Source organism: Ruegeria sp. S263, from assembly GCF_056780525.1.
The window spans coordinates 3,676,788-3,696,737 of the sequence record NZ_CM165558.1 but is presented as its reverse complement, the minus strand read 5'-3'; the positions used below and the strand labels follow the sequence as shown (position 1 = coordinate 3,696,737).

Annotated in this window: 23 protein-coding genes and 1 pseudogene; 17 read left to right on the top strand and 7 right to left on the bottom strand. The window is 59.3% G+C overall.

Annotated features, from left to right (window positions below):
* Positions 1-17: 17 nt before the first annotated feature.
* Positions 18-1,374 (bottom strand): annotated as a pseudogene (locus ACT2B1_RS18270) (formimidoylglutamate deiminase).
* A gap of 81 nt (positions 1,375-1,455) precedes the next feature.
* On the opposite strand from ACT2B1_RS18270, the gene hutI reads away from it, so the two are divergent.
* The 8 genes from hutI (at position 1,456) to ACT2B1_RS18230 (ending at position 8,769) form a co-directional block, all read left to right on the top strand.
* A complete protein-coding gene (hutI, locus tag ACT2B1_RS18265) occupies positions 1,456-2,664 on the top strand; it encodes an imidazolonepropionase (protein WP_171240137.1) in 1,209 nt (402 codons plus the stop codon).
* Positions 2,661-4,190, top strand: coding sequence for a histidine ammonia-lyase (gene hutH / locus ACT2B1_RS18260; RefSeq protein ID WP_481668318.1), 1,530 nt, complete (start codon positions 2,661-2,663; stop codon positions 4,188-4,190). The genes hutI and hutH overlap by 4 nt, the downstream gene beginning before the upstream one ends.
* Positions 4,190-5,008, top strand: coding sequence for an N-formylglutamate deformylase (gene hutG, locus ACT2B1_RS18255; RefSeq protein ID WP_171240139.1), 819 nt, complete (start codon positions 4,190-4,192; stop codon positions 5,006-5,008). The genes hutH and hutG overlap by 1 nt, the downstream gene beginning before the upstream one ends.
* Complete coding sequence (hutU, locus tag ACT2B1_RS18250) at positions 5,005-6,687, top strand: urocanate hydratase (protein ID WP_481668317.1); 1,683 nt, start codon at positions 5,005-5,007, stop codon at positions 6,685-6,687. The genes hutG and hutU overlap by 4 nt, the downstream gene beginning before the upstream one ends.
* Before the next feature lie 72 nt (positions 6,688-6,759).
* Positions 6,760-7,638 carry a phosphoserine phosphatase SerB gene (gene serB / locus ACT2B1_RS18245; protein ID WP_171240141.1) on the top strand — a complete coding sequence of 293 codons (879 nt, stop codon included), beginning with the start codon at positions 6,760-6,762 and terminating at the stop codon, positions 7,636-7,638.
* Between the two features lie 44 nt (positions 7,639-7,682).
* Complete coding sequence (locus ACT2B1_RS18240) at positions 7,683-8,012, top strand: ArsR/SmtB family transcription factor (protein ID WP_481668316.1); 330 nt, start codon at positions 7,683-7,685, stop codon at positions 8,010-8,012.
* Positions 8,000-8,428: an SRPBCC family protein gene (locus ACT2B1_RS18235; RefSeq protein ID WP_171124575.1), complete on the top strand. Its 429-nt coding sequence runs from the start codon at positions 8,000-8,002 to the stop codon at positions 8,426-8,428. Before ACT2B1_RS18240 ends, ACT2B1_RS18235 begins: the two co-directional genes overlap by 13 nt.
* A 20-nt stretch (positions 8,429-8,448) precedes the next feature.
* Complete coding sequence (locus ACT2B1_RS18230; protein WP_170388837.1) at positions 8,449-8,769, top strand: YciI family protein; 321 nt, start codon at positions 8,449-8,451, stop codon at positions 8,767-8,769.
* A gap of 3 nt (positions 8,770-8,772) precedes the next feature.
* Here the strand turns inward: ACT2B1_RS18230 and ACT2B1_RS18225 are convergent, their stop codons facing one another.
* Complete coding sequence (locus ACT2B1_RS18225) at positions 8,773-9,771, bottom strand: asparaginase (RefSeq protein WP_481668315.1); 999 nt, start codon at positions 9,769-9,771, stop codon at positions 8,773-8,775.
* Positions 9,772-9,949: 178 nt separating this feature from the next.
* On the opposite strand from ACT2B1_RS18225, the gene ACT2B1_RS18220 reads away from it, so the two are divergent.
* From ACT2B1_RS18220 to ACT2B1_RS18200, 5 genes are all read left to right on the top strand, one after another.
* A complete protein-coding gene (locus ACT2B1_RS18220; RefSeq protein WP_481668314.1) occupies positions 9,950-10,486 on the top strand; it encodes an invasion associated locus B family protein in 537 nt (178 codons plus the stop codon).
* 135 nt (positions 10,487-10,621) lie between these two features.
* Entirely contained in the window at positions 10,622-10,789 is a 168-nt protein-coding gene (locus tag ACT2B1_RS18215; RefSeq protein WP_171124569.1) for a hypothetical protein, read from the top strand.
* Positions 10,790-10,937: 148 nt separating this feature from the next.
* Positions 10,938-11,315: a lysozyme inhibitor LprI family protein gene (locus ACT2B1_RS18210; protein ID WP_171126406.1), complete on the top strand. Its 378-nt coding sequence runs from the start codon at positions 10,938-10,940 to the stop codon at positions 11,313-11,315.
* Positions 11,316-11,393: 78 nt separating this feature from the next.
* Entirely contained in the window at positions 11,394-12,584 is a 1,191-nt protein-coding gene (gene rlmN, locus ACT2B1_RS18205) for a dual-specificity RNA methyltransferase RlmN (RefSeq protein WP_171126405.1), read from the top strand.
* 228 nt (positions 12,585-12,812) lie between these two features.
* Complete coding sequence (locus tag ACT2B1_RS18200; RefSeq protein ID WP_171240144.1) at positions 12,813-13,439, top strand: cytochrome P460 family protein; 627 nt, start codon at positions 12,813-12,815, stop codon at positions 13,437-13,439.
* A 4-nt stretch (positions 13,440-13,443) separates the two neighbouring features.
* Here ACT2B1_RS18200 and ACT2B1_RS18195 read toward each other — a convergent pair whose 3' ends face one another.
* Positions 13,444-13,788 (bottom strand): hypothetical protein, encoded by a 345-nt coding sequence (locus ACT2B1_RS18195; RefSeq protein ID WP_171126403.1) that lies wholly within the window; start codon positions 13,786-13,788, stop codon positions 13,444-13,446.
* Entirely contained in the window at positions 13,785-14,702 is a 918-nt protein-coding gene (locus ACT2B1_RS18190) for a DnaJ C-terminal domain-containing protein (protein ID WP_171240145.1), read from the bottom strand. Before ACT2B1_RS18190 ends, ACT2B1_RS18195 begins: the two co-directional genes overlap by 4 nt.
* A 154-nt stretch (positions 14,703-14,856) precedes the next feature.
* On the opposite strand from ACT2B1_RS18190, the gene ACT2B1_RS18185 reads away from it, so the two are divergent.
* Positions 14,857-15,243 (top strand): hypothetical protein, encoded by a 387-nt coding sequence (locus ACT2B1_RS18185; RefSeq protein WP_171124558.1) that lies wholly within the window; start codon positions 14,857-14,859, stop codon positions 15,241-15,243.
* Here ACT2B1_RS18185 and ACT2B1_RS18180 read toward each other — a convergent pair whose 3' ends face one another.
* A complete protein-coding gene (locus ACT2B1_RS18180) occupies positions 15,244-16,344 on the bottom strand; it encodes a cystathionine gamma-lyase (RefSeq protein WP_481668313.1) in 1,101 nt (366 codons plus the stop codon).
* Entirely contained in the window at positions 16,345-17,187 is an 843-nt protein-coding gene (locus tag ACT2B1_RS18175) for an LOG family protein (protein WP_171124554.1), read from the bottom strand.
* Between the two features lie 79 nt (positions 17,188-17,266).
* Between ACT2B1_RS18175 and ACT2B1_RS18170 the strand changes: the two genes are divergently transcribed.
* Entirely contained in the window at positions 17,267-18,184 is a 918-nt protein-coding gene (locus ACT2B1_RS18170; protein WP_481668312.1) for a threonine/serine dehydratase, read from the top strand.
* A gap of 107 nt (positions 18,185-18,291) precedes the next feature.
* Positions 18,292-19,119: a 2,3,4,5-tetrahydropyridine-2,6-dicarboxylate N-succinyltransferase gene (gene dapD / locus ACT2B1_RS18165; protein WP_171124550.1), complete on the top strand. Its 828-nt coding sequence runs from the start codon at positions 18,292-18,294 to the stop codon at positions 19,117-19,119.
* A 50-nt stretch (positions 19,120-19,169) separates the two neighbouring features.
* Here the strand turns inward: dapD and ACT2B1_RS18160 are convergent, their stop codons facing one another.
* Complete coding sequence (locus tag ACT2B1_RS18160) at positions 19,170-19,505, bottom strand: cupin domain-containing protein (RefSeq protein WP_171124548.1); 336 nt, start codon at positions 19,503-19,505, stop codon at positions 19,170-19,172.
* Positions 19,506-19,602: 97 nt separating this feature from the next.
* Here ACT2B1_RS18160 and ACT2B1_RS18155 point away from each other — a divergent pair, with 97 nt between their 5' ends.
* On the top strand, positions 19,603-19,947 hold the full coding sequence (locus ACT2B1_RS18155; RefSeq protein ID WP_170388822.1) for a hypothetical protein: 345 nt from the start codon (positions 19,603-19,605) through the stop codon (positions 19,945-19,947).
* Positions 19,948-19,950: the final 3 nt, after the last annotated feature.

Sequence of the window (19,950 nt, the reverse complement as noted above, 5' to 3'; positions counted from 1 at the left end):
GGGTTTGGTACCTTGTCTTAGAGTTCACTCAGCAGTTCAGCAATCGCTTCCCGGTACGCAGGGATGATCTGATCGCGATGAATGTGCCTCCCTTGCCGCACCATATGGCGCCCTGCCGACCACAGATCTGTCACCAGCCCATCGGGGGCAGCAAAACACAGGCCGTCCAGCACTTGATCGTCGCGCAAGGCACACAGCGTCGGGTGCGATTGGTCGATGGCAACCAGGTCCGCTAACTTGCCTACGGCAATTTCCCCTCCCTCACGTGCCAGCGCCTGTGCTCCACCGCAGGCCGCACCGGTATAAAGGGCGCGGCCAACCGACCCTTCTGGCGAAACCATAATGGTGCGCGCCCGGTCACGGAGGCGTTGCGAATACTCCACCATCCGAAGCTCTTCGGACAGTGAGATTCGGATGTTCGAGTTCTGATCCGATCCCGAACCGCCCACCATTGTTGATGTATTTCGCGCCGTTGAAGATACCGTCCCCAAGGTTGGCTTCGGTGATTGGGCACAGCCCTGCCACGGCCTCGGATCGTGCCAGCCGCTGTGTTTCCTCGTCGGTCATGTGCGTGGCATGGATCAGGCACCAGCGGCTATCCACGTCAAAGTTGTTGAGCAGCCCGTTTACTGGACGGTCACCAAGGGCGGCTTCGACGGCGGAGACTTCCTGCACCTGCTCGGCGATGTGCATGTGAACAGGACCGGTTGGCCGCTCGTCGAGTACGGCCCGAATGTCCTGCACTGTGGTTGCACGCAGTGAGTGGGGTGCGACCCCGATTACAGAATCCGCATGGGGTAGGGCCTTTTGGCAGTCTTCAACCAGTTTCAGAAACTGATTGGTCGAGTTGCCAAATCGCAATTGCCCGCCGGTCAAAGGCTCCTGCCGCGCGCCGCCATAGATGTAGAGCACCGGCAGATGTGTCAATCCGATGCCGGTCTGACTTGCGGCGGCAAAGATGCGCTGACTGAGTTCGGAAGGCGAGTCGTAAGGCTGCCCACCGGGTTGGTTGTGGACATAGTGAAACTCACCCACCGACGCGTATCCGGCCTCCTGCATCTCCATGTAGACCAATGCTGCAATGGCTTGAATCTGTTCCGGGGTTAGCCTGTCCAGAAAGCGGTACATCAGGGTGCGCCACGTCCAAAAGCTTTCGCGTCCGGCTGCGCGCACTTCGGTCATGCCTGCCATGGCCCTTTGGAAGGCGTGGCTGTGCAGGTTTGCTAAGGCTGGCAACAGAACATCGACGCGCACGTCATCCGGTTTGGCCGCGCCCCCGGTTTGTAGCTGCGTTATCCGGCCATTCTCGACCTTGACCCAAAGGTCGTGGACCCAATCAGAGCCTAATAAGGCAGTTTTGGCATGGACCGACATAGGCATTCCAATTTGTGTAGACTTTAAATATTTATACATATACGAAATAGCAAATTGCAACGGGAACCCCAAGGAATCGTCATGGCGGCACAATCGGTCCTTTTCTGTTCTCAGGTGGCCTCGATGATGCCGGGGTCTGAGCCATACGGTTTGGGCCGGGACATGGCGGTTGCGGTCGAAGGTGAGAGAATTGCGTGGGTCGGCCCCAAGTTAGCCTTGCCCCAGCAATATAAGGCGTGGCCAAGCACGGATTTTGGGGACAGATTGATGACACCGGCCCTGATTGACGCCCACACGCATATTGTATTCGGGGGCAATCGGGCAGCAGAGTTCGAGATGCGGCTAAACGGTGCCTCATACGAACAGATTGCGCGCGCGGGGGGCGGAATCCTTTCGACGGTCACGGCGACACGACAGGCCAGCGAAGCAGAGCTATTGACCGATGCCCTGACCCGCGTGGACGCTTTGATGGCGGAAGGTGTCGCCTGCATCGAAATCAAGTCCGGTTACGGGTTGGATACTGAAACCGAACTGAAAATGCTGCGCGTGGCGCGTCAGATCGGGCAGGCTCGCCGGGTTCGGGTCAGAACAAGCTTTTTGGGCGCACATGCTGTGCCACCTGACTATGCGGGCCGGCCAGACGACTATCTGTATGACGTTTGCCTTCCAACCCTGCGCGCGGCTCAGGCCGAGGGGTTGGTGGATGCGGTAGACGGCTTTTGTGAAGGAATAGCCTTTTCGCCAGACCAGATCACCGTTGTTTTTGACGAAGCCAAGCACCTTGGGTTGCCCGTTAAACTGCATGCCGAACAGCTTTCAAATCTTGGCGGCGCAAAGCTGGCGGCCAGATACGGGGCTTTGTCCGCTGATCATATCGAGTATCTGGACGGAGATGGCGTATCCGCAATGGCGAAAGCAGGCACCGTAGCGGTGCTTTTGCCGGGGGCGTTCTACACCTTGCGGGAAACGCAGGCTCCTCCGGTGCAGATGCTAAGAGACAGTCATGTGCCTATCGCGCTGGCGACGGATTGCAATCCGGGGTCGTCACCGTTGGCGTCCATTTTGCTGACGATGAACATGGCCTGCACCCTGTTCCGCCTGACCCCCGAAGAAGCATGGGCCGGGGTCACCCGGAATGCGGCCCGAGCGCTTGGGCTTCGGGATACCGGCACGATCGCTGTTGGTCAGCGCGCTGATCTAACAGTGTGGGATGTTCAGCATCCGGCAGAGTTGCCGTACCGGATTGGTTTCAACCCCCTGCATACGCGCATATTGGGAGGTCAGGCATGACGCGTTACGCTTTGGTGCCGGGACAGGTTTCGCTGTCTGATCTTGCGGAGATCTATTGGACGAAGGCTTCGGCTTTTCTGGAAGACGGGTGCAGGCCAGCAGTCGATGCGGCAGCGGCACGTGTTCGTGAGGCCGCCGCAGGAGAAGCCGCCGTTTATGGCGTCAATACCGGCTTTGGCAAGCTGGCCAGCCATAAGATCAAGGCGGATGACACCGCCAAGCTGCAGCGTAACCTGATCCTCAGCCATTGCTGTGGCGTCGGGTCTGCTGTGCCCCGCCGCATTACCCGGCTTATGATGACGCTTAAACTGATCTCGTTCGGGCGCGGAGCGTCGGGTGTGCGTTGGGACTTGATCGAGCTGTTGCAAAATATGCTAGAGCGCGGGGTTACTCCGGTTGTGCCTGCGCAGGGGTCTGTAGGCGCTTCTGGCGATCTTGCACCGCTGGCGCATATGACAGCCGTGTTTATCGGAGAGGGTGAGGCCGATGTAGACGGCAGCCTATTGCCCGGGCGCGAAGCGCTGAATTCGGTCGGGTTAGAGCCTGTTGAGCTTGGACCGAAAGAAGGGTTGGCCTTTATTAACGGCACCCAATTCTCAACCGCATACGCGCTGGCCGGATTGTTCGAAGCCTGGCGTGCAGCCCAGAACGCTCTGACCATTTCAGCGCTTTCGACGGACGCGATAATGGGATCTACCGCCCCTCTGCGGCCCGAGATTCACGCCCTGCGCGGTCATCGTGGGCAAACCGAAGCCGCAGGTGCCATGCGATCCATTCTCGCCGGGTCCGAAATCCGTGAGAGCCATCGTGACGGGGACACCCGCGTGCAGGACCCGTATTGCATCCGGTGCCAGCCACAGGTCACGGGCGCGGCGATGGATGTCATGCGTCAGGCGGCGACCACGCTGGGGATTGAGGCCAACGCCGCCACGGATAATCCGTTGGTGCTTGAGGACGCAATTCTGTCAGGTGGGAATTTCCATGCCGAACCCGTGGGATTTGCGGCGGATATGATCGCACTGGCCCTGTCAGAAATCGGCGCGATTGCGCAGCGCCGTATTGCTTTGATGGTTGACCCTGCGCTCAGCTTTGACCTGCCGCCCTTCCTGACGCCCGAGCCGGGATTGAACTCGGGCCTTATGATCGCCGAAGTCACCACAGCCGCGTTGATGAGCGAAAACAAGCATCTGGCGAACCCTTGCGTGACAGACAGCACTCCAACATCTGCCAACCAAGAAGACCACGTCTCGATGGCTGCACACGGGGCGCGGCGTCTGATGCGGATGGTGGACAACCTAAGCTATATTCTGGGGGTCGAATTGCTGTGCGCTGCTCAGGGTGTGGAATTTCGCGCTCTGCTGAGGACCAGCGTGCCGTTGCAGCAGGTCATCAAGCGTCTGCGCGCGGACATCGACCCGCTAAAGGATGATCGCTATCTTGCCCCGGACCTTGAAGCTGCGAAAAAGCTGGTTGCAGGTGGGGATATCCTGCGCGCGGTAGGCACCCCAATGCCGGGGCTGAACTGATGCAAGTGGTCAACGTCCTAAAGGGCGACGGGCCGATCGTGCTGGGGCAACCTCATGGCGGGACATTTGTACCCGCCGATATCGCGGCGCGCCTGAATGATACCGGCCGTGGGCTTAGCGATACCGACTGGCACATAAACAGGCTCTATGATGGCCTTTTTGACGGGGTTTCCGTCGTTCAATCCAACATCCATCGCTACGTCGTTGATGCCAATCGCGCACCGGATGGGGCGTCGCTGTATCCCGGGCAAAACACGACGACGCTTGTCCCGTTGACAGATTTTGACGGGCACCCGATCTGGGCCGAGGGTCAGACTCCTTCGGCGGACGAAACGGAAAGCCGGCGGCTGGCGTTTCACGCACCCTATCACGATGCTTTGCGGCAAGAGTTGGAACGGGTCCGCGATCGCCACGGTGTTGCAATCCTGTTCGATTGCCACTCGATCCGGTCGGTGATCCCTTATCTGTTTGAAGGCGAATTGCCGGTGTTCAATACAGGCACAAATGTCGGCCAGAGCTGTCATCCCGCTGTTGAGCAGGCTGTGCATCACGTCGCGATTGAGGCGGACGGGTTTTCATCCGTTCTGAACGGTCGCTTCCGGGGGGGATGGACGACGCGCCATTACGGCCGCCCGTCCGAGGGTATCCACGCGATCCAGATGGAAATCGCACAGCGGGCCTATATGGACGAAACACCCCCGTGGACGTGGCGGGATGACCGCGCCGCAGCCCTGCGACCTCATCTGCGCAATATGCTGTCCCGTTTAAACGAACTGGCGCTTTCAGGCGAACTCACCAACACAGGAGCCCACATATGAGCGATCCGCGCAAAAACACCCGCGATGTCTACCCGCCGACCGGCCCCGAGTTGAATGCCAAAAGCTGGGTGACCGAGGCTCCGCTGCGGATGTTGATGAACAACCTGCACCCGGACGTGGCCGAAAACCCGCATGAGTTGGTGGTTTATGGCGGTATCGGACGCGCGGCGCGCACGTGGAAGGATTTCGACAGGATCGTGGCTGGCCTAAAGGATCTGGAGGAGGACGAGACCCTGATCGTCCAGTCTGGTAAACCTGTGGCCATCATCCGCACGCACAAGGATGCGCCGCGCGTCTTGATCGCCAATTCCAACATCGTGCCGCATTGGGCGACATGGGACCATTTCAACGAGCTCGATAAGAAGGGCTTGATGATGTACGGCCAGATGACTGCGGGGTCGTGGATCTATATCGGCACGCAAGGCATCGTTCAGGGCACCTATGAAACCTTTGCCGAAGCTGGACGCCAGCACTATGGCGGCGATCTGACGGGCCGATGGATTCTGACCGGCGGTCTGGGCGGCATGGGCGGCGCGCAGCCTTTGGCGGCTGTTTTCGCCGGGGCCTGTTGTTTGGCGGTCGAGTGCAATCCCGACAGCATCGATTTCCGCCTGCGGACAAAATATCTGGACGAAAAGGCCGACACTCTGGACGAGGCATTGGCGATGATCGACCGCTGGACTAAAGCGGGAGAGGCGAAATCGGTTGGTTTGCTGGGCAATGCTGCCGAGGTTTTCCCCGAGATTTACCGCCGTATGGCCGACGGTGGGATGCGCCCTGACATCGTTACTGACCAGACCAGCGCGCATGACCCGATCAACGGTTACCTGCCCGTGGGATGGTCGATGGCCGAATGGCGCGACAAACGCGAAACAGACCCTAAAGCGGTTGAAAAGGCCGCGTGCGCCTCGATGAAACAACACGTTGCGGCGATGGTGGATTTCTGGAACGCAGGCGTGCCGACGCTGGACTATGGCAATAACATCCGACAGGTGGCGCAGGATCAAGGGCTGGGGAACGCCTTTGCCTTTCCCGGTTTCGTTCCTGCTTATATCCGACCGCTGTTCTGCAAAGGGATCGGTCCGTTCCGCTGGTGCGCGCTGTCCGGTGACCCCGAGGATATCTACAAGACCGACGCCAAGATGAAGGAACTGTTCCCCGAGAATGAGCACCTCCATCGTTGGCTGGACATGGCCCGAGATCGGATCGCATTTCAAGGGTTGCCTGCCCGTATCTGTTGGATCGGACTGGGGGACCGGCACCGCGCGGGTTTGGCTTTCAACGAGATGGTGGCCAATGGTGAGTTGAAAGCACCTGTCGTGATCGGACGCGACCACCTGGACAGCGGCTCGGTCGCCAGTCCCAACCGCGAAACCGAAGCGATGCTGGATGGATCCGACGCGGTAAGTGACTGGCCTTTGCTGAATGCGTTGATCAACACGGCCAGTGGCGCGACATGGGTATCGCTGCACCATGGCGGCGGTGTTGGCATGGGCTTCAGTCAGCACGCTGGCGTGGTGATCTGCGCCGACGGAACCGAGGATGCAGCACGGCGGTTGGAGCGTGTGTTGTGGAACGACCCGGCCTCGGGTGTGTGGCGACATGCGGATGCGGGCTATGACATCGCAAAGGATTGCGCACGCGACCATGGTTTGCGGTTGCCGGGAATTCTGGGCTAGGCCGCATCAATCTGTCTCTGGCGAAAATGCTGCACCTGCGATATGCGCAGGGCAGCTTGCAGGAGACCGAAGATGTACGTTGCCACACTGATCACCAACCCCGACGCGCCGACGCTGAACCAGACACTGGTGGACTCGTTGCGCAATGCGTGGGGCGGGGGCGACATCGTTTGGCTCAGCCCGGACGAGGCGGCCGAGTTTTCGGTTACTCGGACGCCGGACAATCAATGGGACGTCTGGGCGGATTTGCAGAAGATGGGTGTTGATCTCGTCCTGCAGCCCACCGAAGGACGGCGAAAAAAGATGCTGCTGGCCGATATGGACAGCACCATGATCCAGCAGGAGTGTATCGACGAATTGGCGGACGAAGCGGGCGTCGGCGACCGTGTCAAGGATATCACCGCCCGCGCGATGAACGGTGATCTGGATTTCGAAGGCGCGCTGACTGAACGCGTCGGTCTTTTGAAAGGTCTGGACGAGGCCGTGATCGCCAAAGTGCTGGCCGAACGGATTACCCTGATGCCCGGCGGTCAGGAACTGGTCGCGACCATGCGTGCAACCGGCGGATACGCAGCGCTTGTTTCAGGCGGGTTTACGGCCTTCACAGCAAAAGTCGGAGAGGTTTTGGGCTTCGATGAAAACCGGGCCAACTCCCTGCTGGCCGAGAACGGCAAACTGACAGGCGACGTTCAGCATCCAATTCTGGGACGGCAGGCCAAGGTAGACGCCCTGGAGCAGATCACGGCGCGGCTGGGTTTGTCTGAGGAGGACGTGATTGCCGTGGGCGACGGTGCAAATGATCTTGGGATGCTGGGCCGCGCTGGAACGGGTGTCGCGCTGCATGCCAAGCCCTCAGTCGCCGAGAAATGCGATGTTCGGGTCAACCACGGTGATTTGACTGCTCTGCTATACGTGCAAGGATACGCTCGGTCCGATTTTGTCTGTGCGTGATATCTGGGCTTTTCTAAATTTAACAAAAATGTTAATAATCGGTTATGAACACACTTCTGACCGCTTTTTCCGCATTGTCCGATGCCACCCGGTTTTCGATCGTCGAACAGTTAATGCAAGACGGAGAACTGCCTGCCGGTGACCTGATCGAAGGGCGCGGCATGTCCGGTGCTGCGATCTCGCGGCATTTGAAGGTGCTGCGTGAGGCGGGTCTGGTTCAGCAGCGTGTGCATGGGACGCAGCGCATGTATTCCATCCGGGCCGAAGGGCTGCGGGCCGTTGCTAAATGGACCATCTCGAAACGGCAATTCTGGGAAAGCAGCCTTGATCGTCTGGGCGACGCTATCGAAAAGGAGCAGTCATGGCCGACCTGAAACTGGAGCGAGAGTTCCCGATAGACCCCAAGGACCTGTTTGCCTGGATCAGCAATGCAGAAAAGCTGTTGCTGTGGTGGGGGCCGGAAGGCGTGCATGTGCCCGAACACAATCTGGATTTTTCACGCCTTGGCCCGTGGTATTCGGTGATGCAGAACGCAGAGGGCCAGCGGTTCAAGGTATCGGGGCAGGTCACACACGTTGATCCGCCCAAATCCGTTGGGTTTACGTGGGGCTGGCATGACGATCAGGATCGGCGCGGCGCGGAAAGTCACGTGACGCTGTTCGTTGAAGCCGCTGGCCAAGGCGCACGGTTGATCATTGATCACCGCGAACTGGGTGACGACGATATCGCAGCCAACCATGAAAAAGGCTGGACCTCGACGCTCAACAAGCTTGCTGCGCAGTTGAATTAGATTTCAGTAGGGAGGAAAGAATGCCGCAATTTCTTTTTGTTTATCACGGTGGTCATACTCCGACCGACCCGGCCGAGATCGAAGCGACCATGGCCGCCTGGGGCGCTTGGTTCCAGAATATGGGCGCGGCGCTTGAAATCCCCGGAAACCCGGTTGGTCAGTCCTATACGGTCAGCTCCAGTGGTGTGGTTGACAATGGCGGCGCAAACCCGGCCTCGGGCTTTACTGTCATCAAGGCCGATAGCATGGATGCCGCAACCGAGATGGCCAAGGGCTGCCCGATGGTGGTGAACGGTTCAGGCTCGGTCGAGGTGGCCGAGGTACACGAGATCGAGATGTAACGCCTAGCCGGGGAAACCCGGTGCTGGGCGTATTAGCCCGCATTCCAGACCACGACGGCTGTATTGTATGGCGTTCATGAACTTACGGGTGGCCGGGTGATCGGCCTCCAGCACACCAAGGCTGACCAGAATGGCGGCAATGGCACATTCGCTTGCCCGCGTGGTGCCGTCGGTGATCTTCAGCGCGATCCCCATGCGTTTCTCCGGGAGTATTGCAACAAAAACGGCCTCAGCCCCGGTTTTGATAGCTGCACGACCACCCATGGCGCGCATTAATTCGGTGCAGGCGCGGCTTTCCCCGGCAACCAGTTCAGGATGTTTGATCATCGCAGCCGTCAGTTGCGCCGCCGCATCGCTGGCGCGATCGGACCGGTCGGCGGCGCTGGCAAACCATGCCATCGACCGCGCCAACCCAGCCAGCGAGGTTGCAAAGTTGGGGGCCGAGCAACCGTCGATCCCATAGGCCGGGCTGGTCTCGCCGGTTGTTTCTTCGATGGCTGACAGGCAGGCTTGTTGCACGGGGTGGTCGATCTCAAGGTATTCTGGCCCGGCCCCCATATGCTGGGCCACGGTCAGGAAACCGCAATGCTTGCCAGAGCAGTTGTTGTGAATTTGGCAGGGTGTGTCATCCGCCAGTATCAAGCCGTCGCGCGCCGCCATGTCTTGCGGTTCTTGCGGGCCGCAGCGCAGATCGTGTTCCGTCAGGCCCAGATGATCCAGCCAGGCCGACACCCGATCCGTGTGGATGTGCGCGCCGCTGTGGGACGCGCAGGCCAGTGCCAGATGTTCCGAATTCAGCCCGTATTTCGCCGCCGCCCCGGATGTAATCAGCGGCAGCCCCTGGATCATCTTGGCCGAGGATCTCGGATAGATCACCGCGTCGGGATCGCCCCAGCTTTGCACGATCTGGCCGCTGTCATTGCAGATCACCGCGTGGCCCAAGTGCAGGCTCTCCAGCAAGGGGCCGCGCCACAGTTCTGTCATTGGTACCGGCTGCGTCATCTGGACCCTCCGTAACATGCGCAAAATTCTGCCAATCGCCCTTTCGCCTGTGGCGAAACCTGCGTTAGTGTGTGTATGTCGGCAATCACCGGATTACGCAACTCACAGACGAACCAGGCAGGGTTCGCAGGCATGTTCGGTGGGTATGAGGTATTAGGTCGAGCTAGGAGGCTGGACAATGGGATCAAAGCTTGTCCGCGTGATCGCGGGTCTTTGCGTGGCAGGGATGGCTACAACAGCAACCGCTCAGCGGGCGACCAGCACAAATCGCGTTGCAGCCAAAACTGACTGGAGCGTTTTCGTCGAGGATGATCCCACGGAATGCTGGAGCGTATCCGCCCCGAAAGAAACGGTAAACACACGCGGTGGGCGTGTTGTGTCGGTCCGCCGCAGCGACATCCTGTTGTTCGTCTTTTACCGCCCCAACGCCGAAGTGAAGGGTCAAGTCACGTTCACCGGCGGCTATCCCTTTGCAGCCGGTTCAACTGTTAACCTGGACGTTGACGGCACCAAGTTCGAGCTGATCACCGAAGGCGAATGGGCATGGCCCGCAACTGAAGGCGAAGACCTCAAAGTGGTTGCAGCTATGAAGCGCGGTACCGAAGCTGTCCTGACGGCCCGGTCCGAGCGTGGCACGCAGACCAAGGACACGTTCTCGTTGCTGGGGTTCACGGCTGCGATCGAAGACGCAGAAAAGCGCTGCACCAACCAATAGGTTTGTTCGCCAGATCGCCCCGTCATTTAGCTGGGTTCTCTTTTGCCGGGTGTTGACCGTCAATTTGATCCGTATCAAAGCGAGGGGCCTCATTTTCTGAACTCATCGGTTCAGTAATGATGAAGGAACCTGCAGATGCTGAACAAATCCCTTTCTGCGTTGTTGATGGCAGCCACCGTGTTTCTTGGTGCGTGTGAAAAAGAAGCAGATACCTACCCAGTAACCGGGGACCAATGCGGCCCAGATGATCCGGTGAAAACATTGGACGCCTCGGACTGTGATATCCTGCCTGCCGGGGTCTGAGCGTCTTTCGGCGGCACAACTCAGTCCGAACAAACCTTAGGGCATCGGCCGCATAAGCCCAGCTGATGCGGCCAACACGCGTTTGGGGTCGCTGCCGATTGCGTGCTATTATAGCAATAGCCGCACCAGTGATTTCAGGGGGTTGGTCATGCGTTTTGCTTTTTTCGTCTTGTTGCTTTCGTCCTCCGCAGCGGCGGATCCTGCTTTGGAGTGTGGGGACGCAAGTTCCCAGGTCGAAATCGGAACATGTGTCGGCGACATGGAACAGCGCGTCGAACTGGCACTGGAGACAAGTTATGCGATTGCGATGCAGTCCGCGAAAGAACTCGACGACGTGACGCAACGCGTTGTCGTCCAGCCTGCCTTGGAAGCGTCGCAAGATGCGTGGATAAGATACAGGGACGCGCAGTGCGAAGCAGTGGGTGCATCGTATGGGGGCGGGTCGGGGACAGGCATCGGCATCACCTCTTGCCGTGTTGAGCTTGGCCGGGTGCGCGTGGACGAACTGCTGCGTCTTGCAAATTGATCTGTACGATTCCTTTTGATCTTTGCGCTGGGTCCTATATAGAGGCGCATCCCAAGCCAGAATCTGCCGAGATAGCCCATGTCGCCCAAAGCGCCGATCACTCAAGACGTCATGACGATCCCCCGCAAATTGCCCGAGGGGAAAGTGAACCTTGTCGGGCTGACCCGTGACCAGTTGCGCGCGGCGCTGATCGACCATGGCACGCCGGAAAAGCAGGCCAAGATGCGCACCGGTCAGATCTGGCAGTGGATTTACCAGTGGGGCAAGCGCGATTTCGCCGAGATGACAAACCTTGCCAAAGCGTATCGCGCCCAACTGGCCGAGCATTTCGTCATCGAAATTCCCGAAGTCGTGACGCGTCAGGTGTCGGAAGATGGCACGCGCAAATATCTGTGCCGCATCGCAGGCGGGCACGAGGTCGAGGTAGTCTATATCCCCGAAGAGGATCGCGGCACGCTGTGCATCTCGTCTCAGGTCGGATGCACGCTGACCTGTTCCTTCTGCCACACTGGCACGCAGAAACTGGTGCGCAACCTGACCGCTGCGGAAATCGTCGGTCAGGTTATGATGGCGCGCGACGATCTGGACGAATGGCCCACCCCCGGCGCGCCCAAGGATGAAACACGCCTGCTGTCGAACATCGTTCTGATGGGCATGGGTGAACCGCTCTACAATTTCGAAAATGTCCGCGACGCGATGAAGATCGCCATGGACCCCGAAGGCATTTCTCTGTCACGTCGCCGGATCACATTGTCGACCTCGGGCGTTGTGCCTGAGATTGCGCGCACTGCCGAAGAAATCGGATGCCTGCTGGCGATCTCGTTCCACGCCACCACGGACGAGACGCGCGACGTACTGGTGCCCATCAACAAACGCTGGAACATTGAGGAATTGCTGGGCGCTTTGGCCAGCTATCCCAATGCGTCGAATTCTGAACGGATCACGTTCGAATACGTGATGCTGGATGGCGTGAATGACAGTGATGATGACGCGCATCGTCTGATCGACCATATCAAGCGCCACAAAATCCCGGCCAAGATCAATCTGATCCCCTTTAACGAATGGCCCGGTGCGCCCTACAAACGCAGCTCGAACAACCGCATCCGGGCCTTTGCGAACATCATCTATCAGGCGGGATACGCGTCGCCGATACGGAAAACGCGCGGTGAAGACATCATGGCGGCCTGCGGCCAGTTGAAATCGGCCACCGAACGCGCCAGAAAATCCCGCAAGCAGATCGCAGCAGAAGCGGGCCTGGACGGGAACTAAGCCCTAATTTTACGCCATCCTCTGCCAGATTTTCTGCGTCAAACGCTGTCTATTGCATGCGTAGTTTGATATATTTGTCTGATCTAGACTCGGCATTTGCCTTCACTCAAGCACACAAAGCGGTGAAGGTAGGCACCCGGACATGGCGCGATTGTTCAAGAGCGCTATTGTTACTCTTGCACGGCACGCGGCTTTCAACTGAACGAATTGACCATTTGGGCGATCAGTATGTTTTCTCGTTTGATAGCACTAAGACTTTGTTTAATTTGCGCACTTTCATTTGCAATTGTTGATGCAGGTCAGGCGCTGGCTCAGTCCGGGGGGGAGGATGCGCATCTGGCGATTGAAAACCCGGCAGAGTTGTCAAAGGAAGAAGCGCTGCAAATCTACGCATCATTGCAAAGGCGAATGGCGCAAGGATATGCAGCAGCGCAGTTTGAACAGTTGAGAAATTACCAGAACTGGCCTCTGTTCAATGACGCGCCCTATATATCAGCAACGCATGGGCAGCGGTTCGTGAACAGCTATGCAAACCGTATGGCGCACAATTATGGGACTTTGCAGGAAGGTGAAAAACTGCCGATCGGCTCGGTGCTGGCCAAGGACAGCATGACCGTGACGGACGAAGGAAACACCCATCCCGGTGCGTTGTTCGTCATGGAAAAACTGGCCGAAGGCACCAGTCCGGAAATGGCTGACTGGCGCTATATCATGGTCATGCCGGACGGGTCCCTGTTTGGCGACACCATGGGGGATCGCGCGGACAACGTCGCCTATTGCCACGATTGTCACGAGGCCGTCGCGGATCGTGACTATACCTTTTTCGTGCCCGAGGAATACGTGGTCGGTAACTGACCAGTCACCTGGGGCCGAACCGCGCCGCGCCGATTACTTCGATCAGGGTTTGCCGCACGGGGTCGGGCTGGGCTTGGACCGCGCTCAGAACCTCGCGCAGTTCAGCACGCAACCCGTGCATCTGGTCAATCAACGAGATCATCATGGCCAGCGCGTCAGCCTCCATGTCGTATTGCTCGTGCAATTCACAGGCCAGTTCCAGCCGCGCCACATCCAGCGTGTGATATACCAATCCCCGGTTTGTCTGCTCCGGGATGACGATTTCGGCGGCGAGATATTCGGACAGCCGGGTCGACGTCAGCCGGGCAACGGTTGTGATCAGTTCCTCTTCGGTCAGGGTGCGTGTCATGACGGCATTCCTTTGCGCGGGTCATAGCTGTGGGCTTCGCGCCATGTTTCGAAGAAAGTTTTCAGGTCTGCATCTATCTCGTCTGGCAGGGCAACAGTCAGTTCGATCAATTGGTCGCCCCGTTCCGAAGTCCCGCGTTTCTTGACCCCCTTGCCACGCAACCGCAGCGTCTTGCCGCTGCTGGTTCCTGCAGGGACGCTGACATTGACGCCACCATCAATCGTCGGGGCGGGGACTTTGCCGCCCAATATGGCCTCATCAATCGAGATGGGCAGAGTGATGTGGATATCATCCCCTTGACGGTCAAAGACCGGATGCGGCGCGACCGAAACCGTGACCAGAGCATCACCCGGCGGCCCTTCTCCAAAGCCGGGATCGCCTTTGCCCCGCAGACGGATTGTCTGGCCATCGGTGATGCCCGCCGGAATTTTGACCTCGATCCGGTCGCCATCGGGCAGCGTCAGCTTCTGACTTGCCCCGAACACAGCATCCAGAAAACTGATTTGCAGGCTGTAGCCGCGATTGTGGCCGGGCGCGTGAAAGTCCTGAGTGCGCTGGCCAAAGCCGCCGCGCCCTCGCATGAACTCGGCAAAGATGTCGGACATATCGTCCGGGTCCGCAGCCCGCCCGCGATAGGGGTTTCCAGCGGCCTCGGCATAGTCGCGGTAATATTGCTGCTGGGCGCGTTCCTGACCCGAGGCGTCAATCTCGCCATTGTCGTATCGCGCGCGTGTGTCGGGATCTTTCAGCAGGTCATAGGCCGCTGCGGCAGCTTTGAACTTGGCCTCTGCCTCGGCGTCGCCGGGTTTCAGGTCTGGGTGACATTCCTTGGCGATACGCCGATAGGCTTTCTTGATTTCGGCAGCGGTGGCGTCTTTCGCAACACCAAGGACGGAGTAAGGATCGTCGCTCATCTCACCTCTCATCGGTGGGGGTCTGATCTTGATAGTTCCGTTTTATCATGCGATTTCAACAGGCCAAAAGGAAGGGGCTTTTGAAACGCCTCGCTAAATTGCTTAATCCTGCTAATATCTTCATGTTTCTAATTGATTGCTGACGGAGACCTCAATGACGCGCAGACTCAAGTCCATTCTGGCCCTGCTGGTCGGTAACGCCATCGGGTTGTTGCTTGCCGCGATTTTGCTGCCCGAATTCGCGATCCGGCCGATTTCGTTCATCGTTGTGGTGATCGTCTTTACGCTGGTTCAGTGGATCGCGGAGCCGCTGATCCTGAAGCTGGGTGAAAAGCGCGCCCCCGCGATCAAGGGCGGTATCGCACTGATCGTGACATTCGTGGGGCTGTTGCTGACCGACCTGATTACCAACGGTCTGACCGTGGGTGGAATTTCGAACCTGCTGGCGGCGACCTTGCTGGTCTGGCTGGGGGCGTTGATCGCCAGCATCGTGCTGCCGATCTATGTGTTCACTGAGCTGCGCGAGCAGAAGAAAAAGTAATCACAGCGCAGTCAGGCTGGTATTGATCGCCTGCCAAAGTTCTTCGACGGGTTCGCAACCAACTGAAAGGCGGATGAAGGCCGGGTCCACATCGTCGCCCCACCGCGCGCGGCGTTCGGCTGAACTGTGGACACCGCCGAAGGATGTGGCGGGGCGCAGCATCGGGCAGGCGTTGATAAAGGTTTCGGCCTTGTCTTCGCTGTCCAGCGTGATCGACAGCAGGAATCCGAACCGCGCCACTTGCGCCTTGGCCAGCGCGTGCGCAGGATCAGAGGGCAGGCCGGGATAACGAATGGACTTTACCGCCGGGTGATCCGCCAACCGTTCTGCCAGCACCTGCGCCGAGGCACACATCCGGTCGAACCGCACATCCAGCGTTTCCAACCCGCGATGCAGCAGCCATGCCTCATGCGGGCCGGGGATTGCGCCTGAAACTTTGCGCCACTCCTCAACCCGCTCCATGATCTGCGCGTTGTGGCTGGCGACATGGCCCATCAGCAGGTCGGAATGCCCACCCATCGCTTTGGTATCCGACGCGACAACCACATCCACGCCCAGATCTAGCGGCCGCTGACCCAGAGGGGTCATGGTGGTGTTGTCGGCAATCGTGATCCCTCCGACCGCGCGCACGGCTTGGGCAATCGCGGGCAGGTCCATCATATCCAGACCAGGGTTTGAGGGGCTTTCGACAAAAACTACATCGAACCCGTCAAACCCGCCCTCGGTGAAACTGGTAGTGGACCGTTCAGTAACGGACACGTCCAGACCCGACAGGAACCGATCCGCCAGAACGCGGGTGACGTAATAGCCGTCGGACGGGATCAGGATGCGCGACCCGGCCTTGATGGTGGCAAAGAACGCCGCCGAGATCGCGGCCATGCCTGATGGGAACACAAGGCACGGCGCGTCCTCCAGATGGGCCAGAACATGTTCCAGATGCACCCAAGTTGGGTTATCGACCCGCCCATAGGTGGGCAGACTATCCGGCGCGCCGGGCAGGTGGTACATGCTGCTTTGCGTGAGGGGCAGCGCCACAGGGTCGCCTGCATTCAGGGCATTGCCGCGCAGGTGCAGCATCTCTCCGGGTTTTGGGGCCATCATTCAGCGCCCCGGAATGTCGTCACGGGGCGGGGCGGGTTCCCAGTTCTCGATGATCTCGACCGCCTCTTGCGCGGTGTCGACAAAGCGGAACAGGTCAAGATCTTCGTCCGATATGGTGCCTGCATCCGCCAGCGCCTCCCAGTTGATGACCTTTTCCCAGAATTCACGGCCAAACAGCAGGAAGGGCACGCGATCCATCCGGCCGGTTTGAATCAGGGTCAGGGATTCAAACAGCTCATCCATTGTGCCGAACCCGCCAGGAAAGATCGTGATGGCGCGGGCGCGCATCAGGAAGTGCATTTTACGGATGGCGAAATAGTGGAAGTTGAAGCTGAGTTCGGGTGTCACGTATTCATTCGGCGCCTGTTCGTGCGGCAGTACGATGTTCAGACCGATTGAACAGCCGCCCGCATCCAGCGCGCCGCGATTGCCAGCCTCCATCACACCGGGGCCGCCGCCGGTGACGATCACATTCTCGCGGCAACCGGTCTGGTTCGATTTCTCGGTCATCAGCCGGGCAAACTCGCGTGCCTCGTCATAATATTGCGACAGACCGGCCAGCGTTTCTGTACGCGCGGTGTGTTTCTGCGATGGTTCGGGAATGCGCGCACCGCCGAACATGACGATGGTTGAGGTGATCTGGCGTTCGGACATGATCATCTCGGGCTTGAGCAGTTCCAGTTGCAGGCGAACCGGGCGCAGTTCATCGCGGCACAGGAATTCATCATCGGCAAAGGCAAGGCGATAGGCGGGCGAGCGGGTCTGCGGCGTATCCGGCACCTCGCTCGCGGTCGAGCGGTCGGTCTGCGCGTCGCGGAACGGGCTGTGGCGGTCTTCTCTCATAGGTGAAGTTTCCCTGCTTGCGTGTTTCCAAAACAGCTATAGGGTTCGCGGTCAGAGTGCCAGTCACGGAAGAACAAGAATGAATTGGAAGAGCGAAATTTCAGCAGCCGCCGACCGGATTGCCGGATACGCACAGGTCACGCCGGTGATGGAAAGCCGTGCCCTGGGGTTGGACTATCCGGTTGAGATGAAGCTGGAGCATATGCAGCACACCGGCAGCTTCAAGGCGCGGGGGGCGTTTAACACGCTGCTCAGCATGGATGTCCCCGAGGCCGGTGTTGTGGCCGCGTCGGGTGGTAATCATGGCGCTGCGGCGGCTTATGCGGCTCAGACATTGGGGTATCCGGCCAAGATTTTCGTGCCCGAACTGGCCGGACCGTCCAAGATCGCGTTGATCCGGCAAACGGGCGCGGATTTGAGCGTGGTGTCGGGCGAATACGCCAACGCGTTGACGGCGGCTCAGGCGCATGAGGACGCGACCGGCGCGATGCAGATACATGCTTATGACGCGCCTACGACGGTGGCTGGTCAGGGCACCTGTTTCGCCGAATGGGACGCGCAGGGGTTGCAGGCGGACACTGTTCTGGTCGCGGTCGGAGGCGGCGGTCTGATCGCCGGTGCGCTGGCATGGCTACAAGGGGCGCGCAAGGTTGTGGCGGTCGAGCCCGAGGCATCCTGCGCGCTGAATGCCGCGTTAAGGGCCGGGGAACCTGTGGATGTCACCGTTTCGGGGATAGCGGCCAATGCGCTGGGCGCGCGGCGGATCGGGTCGATCTGCTTCGGACTGGCGGAGGGCAAGACATCGGTTCTGGTGTCGGACGAGACTATCGCCGAAGCGCAGAGGGTGTTGTGGCGCGCCCATCGGATTCTTGTCGAACCTGCGGGCGCAACAGCTTTGGCCGCGCTGCTGTCGGGCGCTTACAAACCCGATCCGCAAGAGCGGGTGGCGGTGCTTATCTGCGGTGGCAACATCTCTCCTGACCCGCTAGGCGGCTGAAACCGACCCGACCGGACGCAAACTGTGCCTGCTGCGTCGCATTGCGGCCAGTCCTTTGCTTGCGTATAGGCAAGACCAACGTGAACAGATTCTGCAGGGAGCCCTCCATGTCCAACGCTCAACTCGAAGCCGCCATCGAAGCCGCCTGGGACGCGCGCGACTCAATTACCCCCGCCACCACGGGCGAGCAGCGTGAGGCGATCGAGGATACGCTGAACGCACTGGACAGCGGCGCATTGCGCGTGGCGGAAAAGCTGGAGAGCGGTGATTGGCATGTGAACCAATGGGCAAAGAAAGCGGTTTTGCTGGGCTTCCGCATCAAGGATATGGAAATCCAGACCGGGGGCCCGCAGGACGGCGGCTGGTGGGACAAGGTGGACAGCAAGTTCACCGGTTGGGGCGAGGACCAGTGGAAGGATGCTGGGTTCCGCGCCGTTCCGAACTGCGTGGTCCGCAAGTCGGCCTATATCGCGCCGGGCGTGGTGCTAATGCCGTCTTTCGTGAACCTGGGCGCATATGTGGACGAGGGCACCATGGTTGATACCTGGGCCACAGTGGGTTCCTGCGCGCAGATCGGCAAGAACGTCCATCTGTCGGGCGGTGTGGGTATCGGCGGCGTGCTGGAACCGATGCAGGCCGGCCCAACCATCATCGAAGACAACTGCTTTATCGGTGCACGGTCGGAAGTGGTCGAGGGCTGCATCGTTCGCGAAGGCTCGGTTCTGGGCATGGGCGTGTTCATCGGCAAGTCGACCAAGATCGTCGACCGCGAAACCGGTGAGGTCATGTATGGCGAAGTGCCGCCCTATTCGGTAGTTGTCGCCGGTTCGATGCCGTCCAAGAACAATGTCAGCCTGTACTGCGCGGTGATCGTGAAGCGGGTGGATGAAAAGACCCGCTCGAAAACAGGGATCAACGAATTGCTGCGCGATTAAAACTCGCTCCAGCCGGAAAAGGGCCGCAGCATCGCGCTGCGGCCTTTTTGTTAGCCTTTCACCGGATAGCGGTCGGGTTCTTCGAACACGTCGATCACCCGAGACCCGGCTTTGATTTTGCCGCCATGTTCGACGCCTGTGGGGATCGTATAGCTGTCGCCGGGGCGGTAGGTTCGCGTTTCATCCCCGATGGTCAGTTCAACCTCACCTTCGATTACCGTTCCCCATTGGGCCTTGTGCGAATGCGGGGGCAGTTCAAAATCCTTCAGGAAAGTGAAAAACGCCACCAGTCCGGCATCGGACCGGATCACGGCGGTTTGCACGACGTCCTCGGGGAAGGGCACGTCGAGGCTGGGAAAATCGGTGATGAAATCTGGATATGTCATGAAGCACCTTTTTGACTAACGGCGGGGCCACTATGACGACGCGCATGCGTCAACGCAATCGCTTGACCGGGAAGGTGCACGGGGCTATGGCCCCCGCATGGAAAAGCAAAAGAAACCGTCCCGTCAGCAAGTTTACACCCTGCTTGTGCAGATCGGTCGCAAGGATGGCGACGGCCTGCCCGAAGGCGCGACCGGGGCGGCGTTGATGTGTTTCGCCAGTGGTGTGGATGAGGCCGAGGCGGTGCGCGAGACCGTCGCGATCCTGAAGCAGGCGGACACGGCGCCTCTGGATGTGACCGGCTATGGCACTCTGGCCGAGCGTGAGGCGCAAGGCCACGACATTGATCCTGATGAGCGGGCCCTGATGCAGCGCGCGCTGGACGAGAACGCGGTTATCGTCGCGCAGATGACACCGTTTTTCGGAGATGAGGAACCGGCTTAGGCC

What these genes read in the sequence shown, in the direction of transcription:
- ACT2B1_RS18190 (WP_171240145.1), bottom strand. Translation starts at nt 14,702, where the DNA reads ATGAGCGACGATCCTTACTCCGTCCTTGGTGTTGCGAAAGACGCCACC.
- hutI (WP_171240137.1), top strand. Translation starts at nt 1,456, where the DNA reads ATGGCGGCACAATCGGTCCTTTTCTGTTCTCAGGTGGCCTCGATGATG.
- ACT2B1_RS18170 (WP_481668312.1), top strand. Translation starts at nt 17,267, where the DNA reads ATGAATTGGAAGAGCGAAATTTCAGCAGCCGCCGACCGGATTGCCGGA.
- ACT2B1_RS18155 (WP_170388822.1), top strand. Translation starts at nt 19,603, where the DNA reads ATGGAAAAGCAAAAGAAACCGTCCCGTCAGCAAGTTTACACCCTGCTT.
- ACT2B1_RS18200 (WP_171240144.1), top strand. Translation starts at nt 12,813, where the DNA reads ATGTTTTCTCGTTTGATAGCACTAAGACTTTGTTTAATTTGCGCACTT.
- ACT2B1_RS18180 (WP_481668313.1), bottom strand. Translation starts at nt 16,344, where the DNA reads ATGATGGCCCCAAAACCCGGAGAGATGCTGCACCTGCGCGGCAATGCC.
- hutH (WP_481668318.1), top strand. Translation starts at nt 2,661, where the DNA reads ATGACGCGTTACGCTTTGGTGCCGGGACAGGTTTCGCTGTCTGATCTT.
- ACT2B1_RS18225 (WP_481668315.1), bottom strand. Translation starts at nt 9,771, where the DNA reads ATGACGCAGCCGGTACCAATGACAGAACTGTGGCGCGGCCCCTTGCTG.
- rlmN (WP_171126405.1), top strand. Translation starts at nt 11,394, where the DNA reads ATGTCGCCCAAAGCGCCGATCACTCAAGACGTCATGACGATCCCCCGC.
- ACT2B1_RS18195 (WP_171126403.1), bottom strand. Translation starts at nt 13,788, where the DNA reads ATGACACGCACCCTGACCGAAGAGGAACTGATCACAACCGTTGCCCGG.
- ACT2B1_RS18185 (WP_171124558.1), top strand. Translation starts at nt 14,857, where the DNA reads ATGACGCGCAGACTCAAGTCCATTCTGGCCCTGCTGGTCGGTAACGCC.
- ACT2B1_RS18175 (WP_171124554.1), bottom strand. Translation starts at nt 17,187, where the DNA reads ATGAGAGAAGACCGCCACAGCCCGTTCCGCGACGCGCAGACCGACCGC.
- ACT2B1_RS18240 (WP_481668316.1), top strand. Translation starts at nt 7,683, where the DNA reads ATGAACACACTTCTGACCGCTTTTTCCGCATTGTCCGATGCCACCCGG.
- serB (WP_171240141.1), top strand. Translation starts at nt 6,760, where the DNA reads ATGTACGTTGCCACACTGATCACCAACCCCGACGCGCCGACGCTGAAC.
- ACT2B1_RS18215 (WP_171124569.1), top strand. Translation starts at nt 10,622, where the DNA reads ATGCTGAACAAATCCCTTTCTGCGTTGTTGATGGCAGCCACCGTGTTT.
- ACT2B1_RS18235 (WP_171124575.1), top strand. Translation starts at nt 8,000, where the DNA reads ATGGCCGACCTGAAACTGGAGCGAGAGTTCCCGATAGACCCCAAGGAC.
- dapD (WP_171124550.1), top strand. Translation starts at nt 18,292, where the DNA reads ATGTCCAACGCTCAACTCGAAGCCGCCATCGAAGCCGCCTGGGACGCG.
- hutU (WP_481668317.1), top strand. Translation starts at nt 5,005, where the DNA reads ATGAGCGATCCGCGCAAAAACACCCGCGATGTCTACCCGCCGACCGGC.
- ACT2B1_RS18230 (WP_170388837.1), top strand. Translation starts at nt 8,449, where the DNA reads ATGCCGCAATTTCTTTTTGTTTATCACGGTGGTCATACTCCGACCGAC.
- hutG (WP_171240139.1), top strand. Translation starts at nt 4,190, where the DNA reads ATGCAAGTGGTCAACGTCCTAAAGGGCGACGGGCCGATCGTGCTGGGG.
- ACT2B1_RS18220 (WP_481668314.1), top strand. Translation starts at nt 9,950, where the DNA reads ATGGGATCAAAGCTTGTCCGCGTGATCGCGGGTCTTTGCGTGGCAGGG.
- ACT2B1_RS18210 (WP_171126406.1), top strand. Translation starts at nt 10,938, where the DNA reads ATGCGTTTTGCTTTTTTCGTCTTGTTGCTTTCGTCCTCCGCAGCGGCG.
- ACT2B1_RS18160 (WP_171124548.1), bottom strand. Translation starts at nt 19,505, where the DNA reads ATGACATATCCAGATTTCATCACCGATTTTCCCAGCCTCGACGTGCCC.